Here is a 17,818-nt window from a genome sequence, read left to right on the forward strand (position 1 = left end):
CGATGACCATGCAAGCGCTCGCACTGGCGTTTCTCGCCGCCACCGCCATCGGCGGCCTGGCATGGGTATTCATCTATCCGACGCTGTCGGGCGAGAAGAAGGCCGAATCCCGCCGCGCCTCGATCGCCCGCTCCGATGCGCCGGCGCGGCAGGCCGAGAAAAGCCAGCGCTCGCGTCGCGAGCAGGTCGAGGGATCGCTCAAGGAACTCGACGCCCGCCGCAAGAAGGACAAGTCCGTTCCGCTCTCGACCCGCCTCGCCCAAGCCGGCCTTGGATCCTGGACGCCTCAGAAATTCTGGATCGTTTCCGGCATCCTCGCGGCGGTTGGCTTCGTGCTCGCATTCATCGTCGGCGGCTCGCTGTTGGGCGCAGCCGTGATGGCATTCGGCACCGGCCTCGGCCTGCCGCGCTGGCTCTTGAGCTACCTCAAGAAGCGCCGCGAGAAGGCGTTTCTGAAAGCGCTTCCCGACGCCGTCGACGTCATCGTACGCGGCATCAAGGCCGGTCTGCCGTTGTTCGAATCGATCAAGGTGGTCGCAGCCGACTCGCCGGAGCCGCTCAGGAGCGAGTTCAACGCCATCATCGAAACCCAGACCATCGGCATGCCGCTCGGCGACGCCTGCGCGCGGCTGTATGAGCGGATGCCGTTACCGGAGGCGAACTTCTTCGGCATCGTGGTCGCGATCCAGCAGAAGTCCGGCGGTAACCTGTCGGAAGCACTCGGCAACCTCTCCAAGGTTCTGCGCGATCGCAAGAAGATGGCGGAGAAGATTCAGGCGATGTCGATGGAAGCCAAGGCCTCCGCCGGCATCATCGGCTCGTTGCCGCCGGCCGTGATGCTCCTGGTGTGGATCACGACCCCCGACTACGTCTCGCTGCTTTGGACCACCCACCTCGGCCAGTTCATGCTGCTATGCTGCGTGAGCTGGATGGGGATGGGCGTCCTGGTGATGAAGAAAATGATCAACTTCGACTTCTGACGGTGCGCCTATGATTGAGTTTCTGATCGGCAAGATGCACGACGCGCGGTTCATGACCATGCTGCTTGCCGCCATCGCGGCGAGTGCGACCGCCTATACGTTGATCATGCCGCTGTTCGCCGGCGAAGGCCTTGCCAAACGCATGAAGGCGGTGGCCAGCGAGCGCGAACGGCTCCGCCAGCGCGAGCGCGAGCGCCTCAACAAATCGGAAAAGGTATCGCTGCGCCAGACTCCGAAGCAAATCGTTTCCAAGGTTGTGGAAGACCTGAACCTGACCAAATGGCTGGCGCAGGAAGCCGCGCGTGACAAGCTGGTCATGGCTGGCTACCGCGGCCACGCGCCCTACATCACCTTCCTGTTTGCCCGCGCGGTGACGCCGGTCGCGCTGTTTCTCGGCGCGGCCCTCTATGTGTTCGTGATCACCAACTTGGACAAGTCGTTGACGGTCAAGCTCGGCATCTGCATCGGCGCCGCCTATCTCGGGCTGCAGGCGCCGATGCTGTTCCTGAAAAACGCCATCAGCAAGCGACAGCTCTCCATCAAGCGCGCCTTTCCCGACGCGCTTGACCTCCTGCTGATCTGCATCGAGTCCGGCATGTCGGTCGAAGTCGCCTTCCGCAAGGTTTCCACCGAGATCACGTCGCAATCGATCGCGCTGTCGGAGGAGTTCGCGCTGACCACGGCGGAATTGTCCTACCTGCAGGACCGCAAGGTGGCCTACGAGAATCTCGCCAAGCGCACCGGCCTGGAGGGCGTGAAATCGGTCTGTCTCGCGCTGATGCAGTCGGAACGCTACGGCACCCCGCTCGGCCAGAGCCTGCGCGTGATGGCGCAGGAAAACCGCGACATGCGCATGACCGAGGCCGAGAAGAAGGCGGCGGCCCTGCCGCCGAAACTGACCGTGCCGATGATCCTGTTCTTCCTGCCATGCCTGTTCATCGTCATTCTCGGACCGACCTACATCAAGCTTCAGGCGATGCCGTGAGGCGAGCGGCACGGCGGGCCGGCGCTTCCCGGGCACATGTCCGCTGGTCGTAGGTTCCGGCTCTGCGTCGCGTCACTGCGTGCCGCGCCGCCTCCGGGACATCAGAGCTTTTGAGACCTGGAAGCAGTCTCCGTTCCCCGGATGCTGCAGGGCCGGAGCCTATGGCGATCAAAGGCTGCGGCGGGTGACCGCTGTGATGCTCAGTCCGGCCGGTTGAGGGCGGCGACCGGGACGGTCGCCCTGTTGCCGGGGGGACGCGAATGGTCCTTGTCCTTGCGGCTTAGCATTTCCCGCAGGTAAGCCACGTTGGCGGCGGCCTCGTCGGCGGGCAGATCGCCCTTGGCGATGGTCTCGGCTTCGACGAAACGGCCCTGCAAGCCGACGACGAGCGCGAGGTTCTGCCGCACCCTGGCGTCGGCGCGCGGATTGGAATAGGCGCGCCGCAGCGTTTCCTCGGCTTGCGGCAGCTCCCGCGTCAGCATGTAGGAGAGGCCGAGATTGGACAGCACCGAGGGCTCTTCCGGCGTGATCTTCAGCGCGCTCGCGTAGTAGCGGCGGGCCTCTTCGTGCTTGCCCATCTTGTCGAGCGTGGTCCCCTGCACCGAAAGAATGCGCCAGTCGGGATTGGCCGGTGTATGGGCGCGGCTGAGCACCTCGAAGGCAGCCTGCGAATTGCCGTTATCGGCGAGTGCGCGGCCGTAAGCAGCGAGCAGCGTCTTGTTGCCAGGATGGGCGATAGTGGCTTGTTCGAGCACGGCGGCGGCCTGCGCCCGCTGGCCCGTAGCGCGGAGCGCCTGACCATAGCCCAGCGCCGCCTCGGCATCCTTGGGATTGGCGCGATAGCGCTCGCCATATATCTCGGCCGCGCGGCGCGGATCATCGGGGGCAGCTTGGGCCTTGGGTGACGATGAGTTCAGCGATCCCGTGATGTCGGACATGGTCTGGCAGCCGCCAAGGCCCGCGGCCAAAACCGCGGTTACCGCGGCTGAGGTCAGGAACCGGGCAAAAGACCCGGCGTGGCTGGACGATCGACGCATGGCACTTCAACTCACGGGAATGGCGGAACAAATGTAGCGTGCTAGTCAGCAATAGACTGTTAACCCTAACGGCCGGTTAATCGGCTGTGCTATGCCAGCCGGACACGCCCATTCCCCGCGAGACATGCATGCAATCGCCGTTCGAGACCGCGCCTATCGCCCCCGCCATTCCGATTACCTTCGCCACCAAAGCCACCTGGAGCGCGATCGCCAAAGAACTTCCCGAATCGGCCCGTCAGTTTGCGCTCGCCAATGATTTTATCGCCAAGCCAGGCAAGTGCCTGACGCTGCCGGCGCCCGACGGAAAGATTGCGCAGGTCGTGTTCGGGCTTGATGAAGAAACCGCGAAGTCGCGCGACCTGTTCCGGCCCGGCGCGCTGCCCGGCCTGCTGCCGCCGGGCGTCTATCGCTTCGCCAACGCGCCGCACGACCCGCGCCTGGCGACGCTCGCCTTTGCGCTCGGGAGCTACCGCTTCGGCCGCTACCGCAAAGCCGAAAAGCCCGAGGTCCGGCTGGTGCCGCCCGACGACGTCGATATCACCGACATCGCGCGGATGGCGGAAGCGGCGGCGCTGGCGCGCGACCTGATCAATACGCCGTCGAACGACATGGGGCCGGAGCAACTGGCGGAAGCCGCGAAGGCATTGGCGGCGCATTTCGGCGCCAGCTTCGACTGCATCGTCGGCGACGACCTCGTGAAGCAGAACTTTCCGCTGATCCACGCGGTCGGCATGGCCTCGGCGCGTGCCCCGCGCCTGATCGACCTGAGCTGGGGCGATGCCGCCCACCCCAAAGTGACGCTGGTCGGCAAGGGTGTCTGCTTCGATACCGGCGGGCTCGACCTAAAGCCGTCCAGCGGCATGCTGATCATGAAAAAGGACATGGGCGGCGCCGCCAACGTGCTGGCGCTGGCGCAGATGGTGATGGACGCGAAGCTGAAGGTCCGCCTGCGCGTACTGATCCCCGCGGTCGAGAACGCGGTCGCCGGCAACGCCTTCCGTCCGCTCGACATCTTCAAGTCGCGCAAGGGACTTAACGTGGAGATCGGCAATACCGATGCCGAGGGTCGGTTGGTGTTGGCGGATGCGCTGGCCTTGGCGGACGAAGACAAACCGGATCTGTTGATTGATTTGGGCACACTGACTGGCGCGGCGCGGGTGGCGCTGGGACCGGATTTACCGCCCTTTTACACCCATGATGAGACGCTGGCCGAAAGCGTCGCAGCGCATGCGAAAAGGGAGAACGATCCGTTGTGGCGAATGCCGCTGTGGCCACCCTATGATTCGTGGCTCGATTCGAAGGTCGCCGACATCAACAACGCGCCGTCGGGCCCCTTCGCCGGCTCGATCACCTGCGCGCTGTTCCTGCAGCGCTTCGTCACCGATGCCAAAAGCTGGCTGCATGTCGATATCTACGGCTGGACGCCTTCCGCAAAACCCGCGCGTCCCGAAGGCGGCGAATGCCAGGCCGCACGCGCGATCTACAAACTGTTGAGCGAACGCTATGCATGATCCGCGCCTGACGCCAGCACGGCCCGAAATCGCCGCGAAATATCTCGAAGGCAAGGTGAGGGCCGCGCGCTACGTGTCCGGCGAGGAATTTTGCGTATGTGAGGCCATCGCGCCGCTGTGGGAGCGACCTGCTGCGGGCGCCATGATGCTGACGCAGGCGCTGAAGGGCGAACGCGTCACGATCTACGACCGCAATGGCGAAGGGTTTGCGTGGGGTCAGCTCGCGAGCGACGGCTATGTCGGCTGGATTCCGGATGCCGCGCTGGCAAAGCCTGCGGCCGCACCGACGCACAAGGTCACGGTGCTGCGGACGTTCGCGTTTCCGGGCCCCTCGATCAAGCTGCCGCCGGTCGAGACGCTGGCAACGGAAGCAAGGGTGACGGTCATACGCGAAGACGGCGCGTTCGCCATTACAAGCGACGGCTGGTATCTGCCGCGCCACCATGTCGGCAGCCTCGACGCGGTGGAAAAGGATTTCGTGGCGGTCGCCGAACGCTTCATCGGCACGCCCTATCTCTGGGGCGGCAAGAGCTCGCTCGGCATCGATTGCTCCGGCCTCGTCCAAGTGTCGCTGAACGCCGCCGGCACCGGCTGCCCGCGCGATAGCGACATGCAAGAGGCGGGTCTTGGCCGGGCATTGGATAAGAACGAGATGACGAAGCTGCAGCGCGGCGATCTGATCTTCTGGAAGGGTCACGTCGCGATCGTTCGCGACGCCGACAGCATCGTGCACGCCAATGCGCACCACATGGCGACGGTGGTGGAAAATACGCAGGAGGCTATTGCGCGGATCAAGGCCCTCGGCAGCGAGGTCACGGCGGTCAAGCGGCTATAGCCGCAAGCCCCGCTGTCATCACCGCGAAAGCGGGTGATCCAGTATTCCGAGACAGTTGTGAGTGAATGAGAGGCCGCGTCGTACTGGATGCCCCGCCTTCGCGGGGCATGACGACCGTTATCCTTGAAGGCCGCTACTGCGGCTCCGGCACCGCCTCGATCCTGAACGCGGCAGCGAACAGGGCGCGGGTGTAGTCGCTCTTCGGATTCTTGAACAGCCCCGCGGCGGGCCCCTCCTCAACCACCTTGCCGTGACGCATCACGATCAGATGGCTGGCCAGCGAGGCCACGACGCGCAAATCGTGCGAGATGAACATGTAGGTCAGATCGCGCTTGCGCTGCAGCTCGCGCAGCAGGTCGACCATCTGCGCCTGGAACAGCATGTCGAGCGCGCTGGTCGGCTCGTCCAGCACGACAAAATTCGGCTCCAGCACCACCGCGCGCGCGATCGAGATACGCTGGCGCTGGCCGCCGGAAAATTCATGCGGATAGCGGAATCGCGTCGCCGGGTCGAGGCCGACGTCTGTGAGCGCCTTGACGACGCGTGCTTCACGCTCCTCACGCGACAGCGACTTCTGATGCACGCTCAGGCCCTCGGCGACGATATCGCCGACCGACATGCGCGGGCTGAGCGCGCCGAACGGATCCTGAAACACGATCTGCATGTCGCGACGGTGCGGCAGCATGGCCTTGAAGCGCAGGCCTTGGATGTTGTTGCCGAGGAACACGATCGGGCCGTCGGAGGAAATCAGCCGGAGCAGCGCGAGACCCAGCGTGGTCTTGCCCGAGCCGGATTCGCCGACGACGCCGAGCGTCTCGCCCTTGCGCACCGCGACGCTGACGCCATCCACCGCCTTGATGTGGCCGACGGTCGAGCGCAACAGCCCGCGCTTGATCGGAAACCAGACCTTGAGATTGTCGGCCGACATCACCACCGGCTCGTTGGGCCGCGGCGGCGCCGGATCGGGCTTGGGCTCGGCCGCGAGCAGCGCGCGGGTATAGGCGTGTTTCGGCGCGGTGAAGACCTGTTCGACCGGGCCCTGCTCGACGATCTTGCCCGAGTTCATCACGCAGACCACGTCGGCAATGCGGCGGACGATGCCGAGGTCATGGGTGATGAACAGCATGCTCATGCCGAGCCGGGACCTGATCTCCGCGAGCAGCGCCAGGATCTGGGCCTGCACAGTGACGTCGAGCGCGGTGGTCGGCTCGTCCGCGATCAGAAGATCCGGTTCGTTGGCGAGCGCCATCGCGATCATGACACGCTGACGCTGGCCGCCGGATAGTTGGTGCGGATAGCTTTGTAGCCTCGTTTCCGGATCGGGAATGCCGACCTGCGTCAAGAGTTCGAGCGTCCGCGCCCGCGCCATCGATCCGCTGATGCCTCTATGCAGCGAGAGGATTTCGCCGATCTGCGCCTCGATGGTGTGGAGCGGATTGAGCGAGGTCATCGGCTCCTGAAAAATGATCGAGATGTCGTTGCCGCGGATCTCGCGCATCTCGCGTTCCGAGGCATTGAGCAGCTCTCGGCCCTTGAAATGGATGGTGCCGGAGGGATGCGACGCGGTCGGATAGGGCAGCAGTCTTAGCACCGACTGCGCGCTGACCGATTTGCCGGAACCGGACTCGCCGACCAGGGCCACGCACTCGCCGCGCTTGATGGAAAACGAGACACGGTCGACCGCAATCGTGGCGCCGCTCGGCTGGTGAAACGCCACCGAGAGATCGCGCACATCGAGCAAGGGCTGGTTGACGGCGTCCATCATGCTCTACCGGAACGTCTTGCGCGGATCGAAGGCGTCGCGCACGCCCTCGCCGATGAAGATCAAAAGCGACAGCATAATCGCAACCGAGAAGAAGCCGGTGAAGCCGAGCCAGGGCGCCTGCACGTTGGACTTGCCCTGCGACAGCAGTTCGCCAAGTGATGGCGAACCCGGTGGCAGGCCAAAGCCGAGGAAGTCGAGCGCGGTCAGCGTCATCACCGAGGACGACACGATGAACGGCAGAAAGGTCATGGTCGCCACCATCGCGTTCGGCAGCAGATGCCGGAACATGATCACGCCGTTGGAGACGCCGAGCGCGCGCGCCGCCTGAATGTATTCGAAATTGCGCCCGCGTAAGAACTCCGCGCGAACTAGGCCAACCAGCGAGGTCCAGGAGAACAGCAGGAGAATGCCGAGCAGCACGAAGAAGCCGGGCACCAGCACCGATGACAGGATCAGCAGCAGATAGAGCGAGGGAATCGCGCTCCAGATTTCGATGATGCGCTGGAAGATCAGATCGGTCCAGCCGCCGAAATAGCCTTGCACGCCGCCGGCGATGACGCCGATGATCGAGGACAGGATGGTCAGCGTCAGGCCGAACAGCACCGAGATGCGAAAACCGTAGATCAGTCGCGCCGCCACGTCGCGGCCCTGGTCGTCGGTACCGAGCCAGTTGTATTCGAGGTCGCTACAGCTCTTCAGGCCCTTCTTTTCCACCACGGGCTTGCACTGCTCTTCCGTCAGCATCCATGTCGGCTTCGACGGCGCCGGCGTCGGTAAATCGAGATTGTGGGTAGAGTAGGAATAGCGGATCAAGGGCCAGATGATGGTGCCGCCCTTTTCGGCGATCAGCTTTTGCAAATAGGGATCGCGGTAGTCGGCCGCGGTTTCGAAATCGCCGCCGAAAGTGGTCTCGGAATAGCTGACGAAAGCCGGCCAGTACAGCTTTCCGTCATATTTGATAAGGAACGGCCGATCGTTGGCGATCAGTTCGGCAAACAGCGAGATCACAAACAGCGCAAGGAATATCCAGAGCGACCAGTAGCCGCGGCGGTTCGCCTTGAAGTTCTGCCAGCGCCGGCGGTTCAGCGGCGATGGCGCGAACACGTGCTGCGTGGCCGGGACGACCTCGCCAAGCGGCGACCGCGCGGTGGTTTCGACCGGTTGTGGAGCGAGCAGCGCCATCAGACTTCCCTCGCCTCAAAATCGATCCGGGGATCGATCCACATGTAGGCGAGGTCGGAGATCAGACCCACCACAAGGCCCACGAGGGAGAAGATGAACAGCGTGCCGAACACGACCGGATAGTCGCGGTTGAGCACGCTTTCGAAGCCGAGCAGCCCGAGGCCGTCGAGCGAGAAGATGGTCTCAATCAGCAGCGAGCCGGAGAAGAATGCACCAATGAACGCACCGGGAAAGCCTGCGATTACGATCAGCATGGCGTTGCGGAAGATATGGCCGTAGAGCACCTGCCCCTCGCTGCAACCCTTTGCACGCGCGGTCATGACGTACTGCTTCCTGATCTCATCGAGAAACGAGTTCTTGGTCAGCAGCGTCATGGTGGCGAAGGCGCCGAGACCCATCGCGATCAAAGGCAGGGTGAGGTGCCAGAAGTAGTCGATGATCTTCCAGTACCAGGGGAATTGCGACCAGCCGTCCGAGGTCAATCCGCGCAGCGGAAACCAGTTGAAGAACGAGCCGCCGGCAAACAGGATGATCAGCAGGATCGCGAACAGGAAACCGGGGATCGCAAAGCCGACGATGATAGCGGCGGAAGTCCAGGTATCAAATCGCGTTCCGTCCGCCACCGCCTTGCGGATGCCTAGCGGGATCGAGATCAAATAGGTCAGCAGCGTCAACCAGAGGCCGAGCGATATCGAGACCGGCAGCTTCTCCTTGATCAGCTGCAACACGGTGGTGTCGCGAAAGTAGCTCTTGCCGAAATCGAAGCGGGCGAAATTCCATACCATCAGCGCAAAGCGCTCATGCGCCGGCTTGTCGAAGCCGAACTGCTTTTCCAGGTTCTTGATGAAATCCGGATCGAGCCCCTGCGCGCCGCGGTATTTCGAATTGACAGCATCGGCGGAGGCGCCCGCCTGGGGCGTACGGCCGGCAAAGTCACCGGCGGAAGAGCCAGAGATGCGCGAGGAGCCGCCGGTATCGGCGCCCGAAAGCTGTGCGATCACACGTTCGACAGGGCCGCCCGGCGCGAACTGCACGACCACGAAGGAAATGAAGAGGATGCCGAGCAAGGTCGGAAACATCAAAAGGATGCGGCGGGCGATATAGGCGGTCATTATGGCTTCGCCTGCTCAAGTTTGCCGGCCTTAGCAGCGTCATACCACCAGATAACTCGCTCGCCGGAGCCCGATGCATCGATCTGATAACGCGGCAGGTTCTTCGGGCGATCGAAGATGTCCCAATAAGCCAGCCGATGCGTCTTGTTGTACCACTGCGGCACCCAGTAGCGGCCGGCGCGGAAAACGCGGTCGAAGGCATGGCAGGCAACCGTTAGCTCGGCGCGGGTATCCGCCGCAATGATCTTTTCGATCAGCGCATCGATGGCGGGGTTCTCTATACCGGCCAGGTTGTAGGAGCCCTTGGTCTTGGCAGCGTGCGAGGAGAAGAAGGCACGCATTGCGTCGCCCGGGGTCGTCGACATCGAGAAGCGCGTGATAGTCATGTCGAAATCGAAATCTTCCACCCTCGCGCGGTACTGCACTGCATCGACCAGGCGCGGGCTCGCCTCGATGCCGAGCGTTCCCAGATTCTTGATATAGGGCGCGTGATGCGGATTCAGCGAAGGCTCATCGTACAGGAATTCGATGCGAAACACTTCGCCGCTCGGCGTCATCCGCTTGCCGTCCTTGATGACGAAGCCGGCTTCGTTGAGCAATTGCTGCGCCTTGCGCAGCATGGTGCGATCCTGCCCCGAGCCATCGGAAACCGGAGGCACGTAGGGCTGGGCGAACACTTCGTCGGGCACTTGGCCGCGGAATGGCTCGAGCAGCTTCAGCTCCTCCGGTGAGGGCGGCCCCTTCGCCATCATGTCTGAATTCTGGAATGGCGAATGCGTACGCGCATAGGCGTCGTACATAATGGTCTTGTTGGTCCACTCGAAGTCGAAGGCATTGATCAGCGCCTCGCGCACGCGGGGGTCCTTGAACTTGTCGCGGCGGGTATTGATGAACCAGCCCTGCGCGCCGGACGGCCTTTCGTCCGGTACCTGCTCGCGCTTGACGCGGCCGTCCTTGATGGCGGGGAAGTCGTAGCGCGTCGCCCAGATGCGCGCGGTGAACTCTTCGCGGAACAGATAGTTCTTGCCGGTAAAGCCTTCGAAGGCGACGTCGCGGTCGCGATAGAACTCGTAGCGGACCACATCGTAATTGTAATAACCGCGGCAGACTGGGAGGTTCGCCCCCCACCAGTCCTTGACGCGTTCGTACTCGATGAAACGGTTGACCTCGAACTTGCCGACCTTATAGGGCCCCGAGCCCAGCGGCGTGTCCAGCGTCGATTCATCGAAGGGCCGCATCTCATAATATTTCTTCGAGAAGATCGGCAGGCCCGCGACGAAGAGTGGCACGTCGCGCGCGCGCTTCTCGGCGAAGGTGACGATCACGGTCGCATCGTCGAGCGCCTCGGCCCCCTTGACGTCACGCATCTGCACCTGGATCAGCGGATGGCCCTTGGCCTTGAGCGTGTTGATGGACCAGGCGACGTCATGCGCCGTGATCCTCGAGCCGTCGTGAAACTTGGCCTCGGGGCGCAGCGTAAAGCGGTAGGTCAGCTTGTCCGGCGAAATTCGCACCGACTTTGCGACGAGCCCGTACATCGCATCCGGCTCGTCGCCGGCCCGCACCATCAGCGCTGAGAAGGTCAGGTCCATGCCCTGCGCGCCCTCGCCCTTGAGGATGTAGGCGTTGAGCGAATTGAAGGTGTGGTAGGACTGATTGTAGGAGCGCGTCGAGGGAATGGTCGAAAATACACCACCCTTAGGCGCTGCGACATTCACGTAGTCGAAATTCTTGAAGTCGGCGGGATATTTGAGATCACCAAACGCCGAGATACCGTGCACCTCGGCGCCATTCTCTTCGGCCGCACGCGCCGGCCTGAGCGTCAGAACGCCCAGTGCGCCGACACCCAGACCGAGCACATGCCGGCGAGAGAATTGCGCCATGCGCAGGATATCCTTCAAGACCGTCTTCCGATCTTTGCCGCCTTGTCGGCATCATACCACCAGATCGCGGGGAAGCCGGACAGACCGTATTTGGGCAGTTCGGTCGGACGGCCGAAACGGTCCCAACGCGCCGTACGGACCTTGGGATAATTCCACTGTGGCACGACATAGTGGTTCCACAACAGCACGCGGTCCAGCGCCTTGGTCGCTGCAACAAGGTCTTCCCGGCCCTTCGCATAGATCAGCCGCTCGATCAATTTGTCGACCGCGGGATTCTTGATGCCGATGATATTGCGCGAACCCGCCATGTCCGCCGCCTGCGAGCCCCAATACTCGCGCTGTTCATTTCCGGGCGACAACGATTCCGCCCACGACGAGACGACGACATCGAAATCCCAGCTACGAAGCCGGTTTTCATACTGTGTCGGATCGATCGTGCGCACGCTGACGGCGATACCTAGCCGCTCCAGAGACGGTTTGAAAAACAGCATGACCCGTTCGAAGGTCGGGTCTGCACCAAGCAATTCGAGCGTAAATGGCGCTCCCGTCTTGCTATCGACCAGCTTGCGCTCGCGCACCTCATAGCCGGCTTCCTTCAGCAGGCGCAGCCCCTCACGAAGATTTTCGCGAACGGCTTCGGGACTGCCGCCGACCGGATTGGTATAGGGCTTGGTGAATACCTCGGGCGGCACTTCCGCGCGGACGGCTTCGAGTATTTCCAGCTCTCTGCCTTGCGGCAGGCCGCTTGAAGCCAGTTCTGTGCCGTCGAAATAGCTGCTGATGCGCTTGTACTGACCGAAGAATATCTGCTTGTTCATTTCCTCGAAGTCGAACGCATAGTTCAGCGCGCGACGCACCCGCGGATCCTTGAACTGATCACGCCGGATATTCAGCGCGAACGCCTGCATGATTCCGGAACTGCGGTTCGGAAACTCCTCGAGCAGCACGCGCTTGTCATTGACGGCCGGAAAGTCGTAGGCCGTTGCCCAGTTCTTGGCGCTGTTTTCGGTACGCCAATCAACCTGGTCGCCCTTGAACGCCTCGAGCGCGACCGTCGAGTCCCGGAAATATTCCAGGCGCAGCTCGTCGAAATTGTTGCGGCCGACATACGTGCTGTGATCGCGCCCCCAATGGTCCTTCACCCGCTCCAGCGTCAGCGTCCTTCCCGGGACAAACTCCTTGATGCGGTAGGGGCCCGAGCCCAGCGGCTTCTCCAGCGTTGTCGCGGAGACGTCGCGCTTGCGGCCTTCGCTGTCGGTGCCCTCCCACCAATGCTTCGGCAAGATCGTGAGTTGTCCGACGATCAGCGGGAGTTCGCGATTGCCGGGCGCGTCGAAGCTGAATTTTATGTCGCTATCACCGACCCTTTCAGCTTTCACCACATGGCGATAGTAGGCCGAGTACTGCGGATGATGTTGCTTGAACGCATTGAGGGAGAAGATCACGTCGTCAGGCGTGACGGGCTTGCCGTCATGCCATTTCGCCTCGCTTCTGAGACGATAGATGACCCAAGAGAAATCCTCGGGGTGACTGACGGCTTCGGCTAGCTCGCCGTACTCGGTCGAAACCTCATCCAACGACTGCGTCATGAGCGATTCGTAAATCAACTGAACGCCGCCTGCGAGCGCCCCTTTGACGCCGGCAACTACAAGATTGAAATTATCGAACGTCCCGACCTGGATCTGACGTACGGTGCCGCCCTTCGGGGCCTCTGGATTAACGTAGTCGAAGTGCTTGAAGCCGGCTGGGTATTTGATTTCGCCGAACAGCGACAGGGCATGCCGGAAGACCGGCTCGCTCGCACTCGATTGTGCCTGGGCCGGCGAAATTGCCGGGATGCCTGGGGCCAGCCCCAGCGCCGGGGCCATTGCGGCTGCGGCGCTGCCTTGAAGAAGGTGTCGTCTGGTAATTGCCAAATGCAGAATCCCTGTTGCTGACGCGAGTGTCCGTGTCTTCCAAGTCGGTGATCTGCCCGCGGTCCCCGATCCGACTAAGCAAACAACGAGGCGGAGCTAGTGAGGACCTAATATAAGGCAAGGGTTCGACAAATTACGTTGCTTTTTCCTCATGATAACAACACCGGAGCAATTACGCTGCGGCGAAACGTCCCGATAACAACACCGCGATCCCGATATGCAAACGGCCAGGCAATGCCTGGCCGCGTAAGCTGCAAGTCCATGAGGGAACTGACGAAATATTACTTCGCCGCCGTCGGGAGCGGAGCCGGGCTGTCCGAGAGGCTGCGCAGATAGGCGATCACGTCGGCGCGCTCGCTGTCCTTCGGGATACCGGCAAAGCCCATCGCCGTGCCTGGAACGAAGGCTTTGGGATTGGCGAGGAACTTGTTGAGGTCCTCATAGGTCCAGGTGCCGCCCTTGGCCTTCAAGGCGGCCGAGAAGTTGAACCCGCCGCGCCCCTGGCCCTTCGGCTCGTTCAAGACGCCGTACAAATTAGGCCCGACGCGGTTGGGGCCGCCCTTTTCGAAGGTGTGGCAGGCGGCGCACTTCTTGGCGGCGGCAGTGCCCTTCTCGACGGAGGCGGTCTGCAAGAGCTTCTCGATCGGCTCGGACGGCGCGGCGGCTTCCTTGGCTGCGTCTTTAGAGGTGTCTTCCTTCACGGCGATCTCGAAGCCCGGCTTTTCCGGCTTCACGGGCGCAAAGATCGCCTCGGCAGCAAAGTTCGTCACCAGAAGAAGAATGCAGGTGCCAAGGATAGCACCAAGAATCTTGTTGAGTTCGAAGGAGTCCATAACGGGATCAGGCTCCAGGCCGGAAAGGTCGACTGAAGGCCGGCAAAACGGCCGCGGGTGGGCGTGAGGAATCAGCCTTTCGCGCCGCACCCTCAGCAGGGGTTGAGATATCGGTTTGCCCGGGCTCTGGCAACCCGTATAAACGCGCCGAATTTCGTCTCATCCCCATCAAAACCAGCTATCCCGCCGGGCCTTCAGACGATGACCGATTCCCGTATTTTGGTGCTGATTCCCGCCCGGATGGCGGCGACCCGGCTACCGGGCAAGCCGCTGCTGGATATCGCCGGCCTACCGATGATCGTGCATGTGCTGCGGCGGGCGCAAGAAGCCAAGATCGGCCGGGTTGCGGTTGCGACCGACACGCCGGAGATCGCCGACGCGGTGCGGGCTGCCGGCGGCGAGGCGGTGATGACCCGTGCCTCCCACGCTTCCGGCTCCGACCGCATCCACGAGGCCATGCTGGCGCTCGATCCGTCCGGCCGGGCCGAGATCGTGGTCAATTTGCAGGGCGATTTCCCCACGATCATGCCGGACACCATCCGCGCCGCGCTGCCGCCGCTCGACGACCCCGCGGTCGACATCGCGACGCTGGCCTCGCAGATCCACACCGAGGAAGAAGACCGGGCGCCGAGCGTGGTGAAGGCGGTCGGCTCGCCGATCGGTCCAAACCGCCTGCGGGCACTGTATTTCACCCGCGCCACCGCGCCTCACGGTGACGGACCGCGCTACCACCATATCGGCCTCTATGCTTACCGCCGCGCCGCGCTGGAGCGGTTCGTGACTTTGCCTCCCTCCCCGCTGGAGCAGCAGGAAAAGCTCGAACAGCTCCGCGCGCTGGAAGCCGGGATGCGGATCGACATCACCATCGTCGATAGCGTGCCGCGCGGCGTCGATACCCCGGCCGACCTCGAAACCGCCCGCCGCATACTGGCAAATAGCTGAGCGGCTGCTAAAAGGCCCGCCAGAGAAACGAGACATGACCAAAAAGCTCAAAATCGCGTTCCAGGGCGAGCCTGGCGCCAATTCCCATATCGCCATCGTCGAGGCCTATCCGGACGCCGAGCCGATGCCGTGTGCGACCTTCGAGGACGCGCTGTCGGCGATCGCTTCGGGCGAGGCCGATCTCGGCATGATCCCGATCGAGAATTCGGTGGCGGGGCGCGTCGCCGACATCCATCATTTGCTGCCGGCGTCCGGCCTGTTCATCGTCGGCGAATGGTTCTTGCCGATCCGCCATCAATTGATGGCGCCGAAGGGGACAAAGCTCACCGACATCAAGACGGTGGAGAGCCACGTCCATGCGCTCGGCCAGTGCCGGCGCATCATCCGCAAGCTCGGCATCAAGCCGATCGTCGCCGCCGACACCGCCGGCAGCGCGCGCGACGTTTCCGAACGCAAGGACAAAAGCGTGGCCGCGATCGCCTCCCGGCTGGCGGCGCAAATCTACGGCCTCGATATTCTTGCCGAGGACGTCGAGGACGAGGCGCACAACACCACACGCTTTGTGGTGCTGGCGCGCGAGGCCGACTGGGCGAAACAAGGCTCGGGCCCGCTGGTCACCACTTTTGTTTTCCGGGTACGCAATTTGCCCGCCGCGCTCTACAAGGCACTCGGCGGCTTTGCCACCAATGGCGTCAACATGACCAAGCTGGAAAGCTACATGATCGACGGCAATTTCTTTGCGACGCAATTTTATGCCGACGTCGACGGCCATCCCGACGACAAGGGCCTCGCCTTTGCGCTGGAGGAATTGAAGTTCTTCTCGCGCGAATTCCGCATCGTCGGCGTCTATCCGGCACATCCGTTCCGCGCGACCTTCAGCGAGAAGCTGGATTGAGGGACGCGCGCGTCTGCTCGCATCTCCCGGCGCACGATTGCTGACGTGGGCGCGGAGAGCGCAGATTCATGACGTGCAGCAGCCGGATGCTTACCAGCGAGCTGCGAGTTGCGCGGCATTAACGGTGCAGCGGATACGGATATTGAAAGCGGTGCTCGCCCGGCATGATCAGCCGGCGTACGGCCACTCTCCGATCACCACCGGCCGTTCCAGCCCCATCCTGGACGCGGGCCCCATCCTGGACGCGGGCCCCATCCTGGGCGCGGCCCCCATACCGGGCGCGGACGCCAAACGGGCGGGCCACCCCAAGCATAGGCGCCGCGCCATCCCGGACCCCAGCCGCCATAGACACCCCATCTTGGGCCCGGACGCCACCAGCAGCGCCCCCAGGCGTTGCAGACCCAGCGGACCTGCTCGACATCAGTGGCTTGGCGTGAAATCTGGTCGGCCTGCGGAATGCCGTTCGGCATCGCGGCGGAAGCCGATCCGGCGGCGAGCACAACGCTGCCGAGGGCGGCCAACCCAACAATAGCAGATTTCAGTTCCATGGTTTGTCTCCGTGGTTGGAGACTTCAATAACCTCCTTGACAACGCCTGGTTGCTTCTGAGGCCCGAACAAACGCAGGCATGCAGATCAGGAATGCTGAAAAGGCAGGAATGCTCAAAGAATGAGATGGTTCGTTTCTCCGTGTCCCGGACGCGGTGCAGCGCTTCGCGCTGCTCCGCTGAGCCGGGACCCATCTCACCGCACACACTGGGCCCCGGATCAGCAGCGCACCACGCCGCCAAGATGCGGCGCGCTGCGCAGCATCCGGGGAACGGAGAGCAGTTACGCCGCTTCCTTCTTCCCTAGCCCGAACGCCTCGGCCAGCAGGCTATACGACTTCTTCCGCGCGTCGTGATCGTAGACCGCCGTGATGATCATGAGTTCATCCGGCTGGCTGGCCGCGATCATCGGCTGCAGCTTTGTCAGGATGGTCGCCGGGCTGCCGACGAACAGCCGCGAGCGGTTGCGCGCGATCGAGGCGCGCTCGGCGTCCGAATATGGATAGGCCAGCGCTTCCTCCACGCTCGGCAGCGGCAGATATTGTCCGCGGTCGCGCCGCAGGCGATTGAGGTCCATCGAGGTCGCGAGTTGTTCGGCTTCCGCATCGCTTTCGGCGGCGATTGCGGCAACCGCCAGAATGCCGTGCGGGCCCTCCCGCCAGCCGGACGGCTTGAACTGGCTGCGGTAGTTCGTCATCGCCGCGATCGCGTCATAGGACGCGAAATGATGCGCGAACGCGAAGCCCATGCCGACTTGCGCCGCCAATTCCGAACTGTAGTCGGAGGAACCGAGCAGCCAGATCGGCGGCAGCGGCGTATCGTCCGGCATCGCCACCACATTGTTGTAGGGATGGCCGGCTGGAAAGCCGCGGGTCTCCCACAACACCAGTTCGCTCAGCCGTTCGAGAAAGTCGTCTCCCTCGCGGCGGTCGAGCCGGCTGCGCAGCGCATGCGCGGTCGCCCCATCGGTGCCGGGCGCCCGGCCGAGACCGAGATCGATGCGGCCGGGAAACAGCGCCTCCAGCATCTTGAAGCGCTCGGCCACCACCAGCGGCGCATGGTTGGGCAGCATCACGCCGCCGGAGCCGACGCGGATGTTTTTGGTCACCGCGGCGATCTGCCCGATCATCAAATCAGGCGCGGGGCTCGCCACCGACGCCAGATTGTGGTGCTCGGCGAGCCAGTAACGGACATAGCCGAGCCCATCGACATGACGCGCGAGATCAATGCTGTTCTGCAACGCGGCGGCGGGTCTTGTGCCTGTGGTGACGACGGAGAGGTCGAGGACGGAAAGCGGGATCATGGCGCTAAACTAGTGCGGCAACGGGAGGCGACAAAGACCTGGTCGGCGCAGAGCAGGCCCGCGCTTGTGGGGAAAGGAGCGCCACATTGCAGC

15 protein-coding genes are annotated in these 17,818 nt (G+C 63.1%); 6 read left to right on the forward strand and 9 right to left on the reverse strand.

Annotated features, from left to right (window positions below; all coding sequences use genetic code 11):
* Nucleotides 1-2 precede the first annotated feature (2 nt).
* Nucleotides 3-980, forward strand: a complete 978-nt coding sequence (locus YUO_RS0122720; RefSeq protein WP_028349342.1) for a type II secretion system F family protein — start codon at nucleotides 3-5, stop codon at nucleotides 978-980.
* A gap of 10 nt (nucleotides 981-990) precedes the next feature.
* Nucleotides 991-1,965 carry a type II secretion system F family protein gene (locus YUO_RS0122725; RefSeq protein ID WP_028349343.1) on the forward strand — a complete coding sequence of 325 codons (975 nt, stop codon included), beginning with the start codon at nucleotides 991-993 and terminating at the stop codon, nucleotides 1,963-1,965.
* A gap of 200 nt (nucleotides 1,966-2,165) precedes the next feature.
* On the opposite strand, the gene YUO_RS0122730 is transcribed toward YUO_RS0122725, so the two are convergent.
* Nucleotides 2,166-3,002 carry a tetratricopeptide repeat protein gene (locus YUO_RS0122730; protein ID WP_028349344.1) on the reverse strand — a complete coding sequence of 279 codons (837 nt, stop codon included), beginning with the start codon at nucleotides 3,000-3,002 and terminating at the stop codon, nucleotides 2,166-2,168.
* Nucleotides 3,003-3,130: 128 nt separating this feature from the next.
* Between YUO_RS0122730 and YUO_RS0122735 the strand changes: the two genes are divergently transcribed.
* Nucleotides 3,131-4,513 carry a leucyl aminopeptidase family protein gene (locus YUO_RS0122735; RefSeq protein ID WP_028349345.1) on the forward strand — a complete coding sequence of 461 codons (1,383 nt, stop codon included), beginning with the start codon at nucleotides 3,131-3,133 and terminating at the stop codon, nucleotides 4,511-4,513.
* A complete protein-coding gene (locus YUO_RS0122740) occupies nucleotides 4,506-5,348 on the forward strand; it encodes a C40 family peptidase (RefSeq protein WP_028349346.1) in 843 nt (280 codons plus the stop codon). The genes YUO_RS0122735 and YUO_RS0122740 overlap by 8 nt, the downstream gene beginning before the upstream one ends.
* 133 nt (nucleotides 5,349-5,481) lie before the next feature.
* On the opposite strand, the gene YUO_RS0122745 is transcribed toward YUO_RS0122740, so the two are convergent.
* The 6 genes from YUO_RS0122745 to YUO_RS0122770 all read right to left on the reverse strand — a co-directional run bounded on the left by YUO_RS0122745 (nucleotide 5,482) and on the right by YUO_RS0122770 (nucleotide 14,039).
* Nucleotides 5,482-7,110, reverse strand: coding sequence for an ABC transporter ATP-binding protein (locus tag YUO_RS0122745; protein ID WP_028349347.1), 1,629 nt, complete (start codon nucleotides 7,108-7,110; stop codon nucleotides 5,482-5,484).
* Between the two features lie 6 nt (nucleotides 7,111-7,116).
* Nucleotides 7,117-8,295: an ABC transporter permease gene (locus YUO_RS0122750; protein ID WP_028349348.1), complete on the reverse strand. Its 1,179-nt coding sequence runs from the start codon at nucleotides 8,293-8,295 to the stop codon at nucleotides 7,117-7,119.
* Nucleotides 8,295-9,407 (reverse strand): microcin C ABC transporter permease YejB, encoded by a 1,113-nt coding sequence (locus YUO_RS0122755; RefSeq protein WP_028349349.1) that lies wholly within the window; start codon nucleotides 9,405-9,407, stop codon nucleotides 8,295-8,297. Before YUO_RS0122755 ends, YUO_RS0122750 begins: the two co-directional genes overlap by 1 nt.
* Entirely contained in the window at nucleotides 9,407-11,290 is a 1,884-nt protein-coding gene (locus tag YUO_RS0122760) for an extracellular solute-binding protein (protein ID WP_028349350.1), read from the reverse strand. Before YUO_RS0122760 ends, YUO_RS0122755 begins: the two co-directional genes overlap by 1 nt.
* Before the next feature lie 14 nt (nucleotides 11,291-11,304).
* Nucleotides 11,305-13,206 (reverse strand): extracellular solute-binding protein, encoded by a 1,902-nt coding sequence (locus YUO_RS0122765; RefSeq protein WP_028349351.1) that lies wholly within the window; start codon nucleotides 13,204-13,206, stop codon nucleotides 11,305-11,307.
* A gap of 281 nt (nucleotides 13,207-13,487) precedes the next feature.
* Nucleotides 13,488-14,039, reverse strand: a complete 552-nt coding sequence (locus YUO_RS0122770; RefSeq protein ID WP_028349352.1) for a c-type cytochrome — start codon at nucleotides 14,037-14,039, stop codon at nucleotides 13,488-13,490.
* 201 nt (nucleotides 14,040-14,240) lie between these two features.
* On the opposite strand from YUO_RS0122770, the gene YUO_RS0122775 reads away from it, so the two are divergent.
* Both YUO_RS0122775 and YUO_RS0122780 read left to right on the forward strand, forming a co-directional pair.
* Nucleotides 14,241-14,981, forward strand: a complete 741-nt coding sequence (locus tag YUO_RS0122775; protein WP_028349353.1) for a 3-deoxy-manno-octulosonate cytidylyltransferase — start codon at nucleotides 14,241-14,243, stop codon at nucleotides 14,979-14,981.
* A 34-nt stretch (nucleotides 14,982-15,015) separates the two neighbouring features.
* Nucleotides 15,016-15,876 (forward strand): prephenate dehydratase, encoded by an 861-nt coding sequence (locus YUO_RS0122780; RefSeq protein ID WP_028349354.1) that lies wholly within the window; start codon nucleotides 15,016-15,018, stop codon nucleotides 15,874-15,876.
* Between the two features lie 194 nt (nucleotides 15,877-16,070).
* Here the strand turns inward: YUO_RS0122780 and YUO_RS44910 are convergent, their stop codons facing one another.
* Both YUO_RS44910 and YUO_RS0122790 read right to left on the reverse strand, forming a co-directional pair.
* Nucleotides 16,071-16,424 (reverse strand): hypothetical protein, encoded by a 354-nt coding sequence (locus tag YUO_RS44910; RefSeq protein WP_083754675.1) that lies wholly within the window; start codon nucleotides 16,422-16,424, stop codon nucleotides 16,071-16,073.
* 281 nt (nucleotides 16,425-16,705) lie between these two features.
* On the reverse strand, nucleotides 16,706-17,725 hold the full coding sequence (locus tag YUO_RS0122790; RefSeq protein ID WP_028349356.1) for an LLM class flavin-dependent oxidoreductase: 1,020 nt from the start codon (nucleotides 17,723-17,725) through the stop codon (nucleotides 16,706-16,708).
* Nucleotides 17,726-17,818: the final 93 nt, after the last annotated feature.

This window comes from Bradyrhizobium murdochi, assembly GCF_000472965.1.
GTDB classification, from domain to species: Bacteria; Pseudomonadota; Alphaproteobacteria; order Rhizobiales; family Xanthobacteraceae; genus Bradyrhizobium; species Bradyrhizobium murdochi.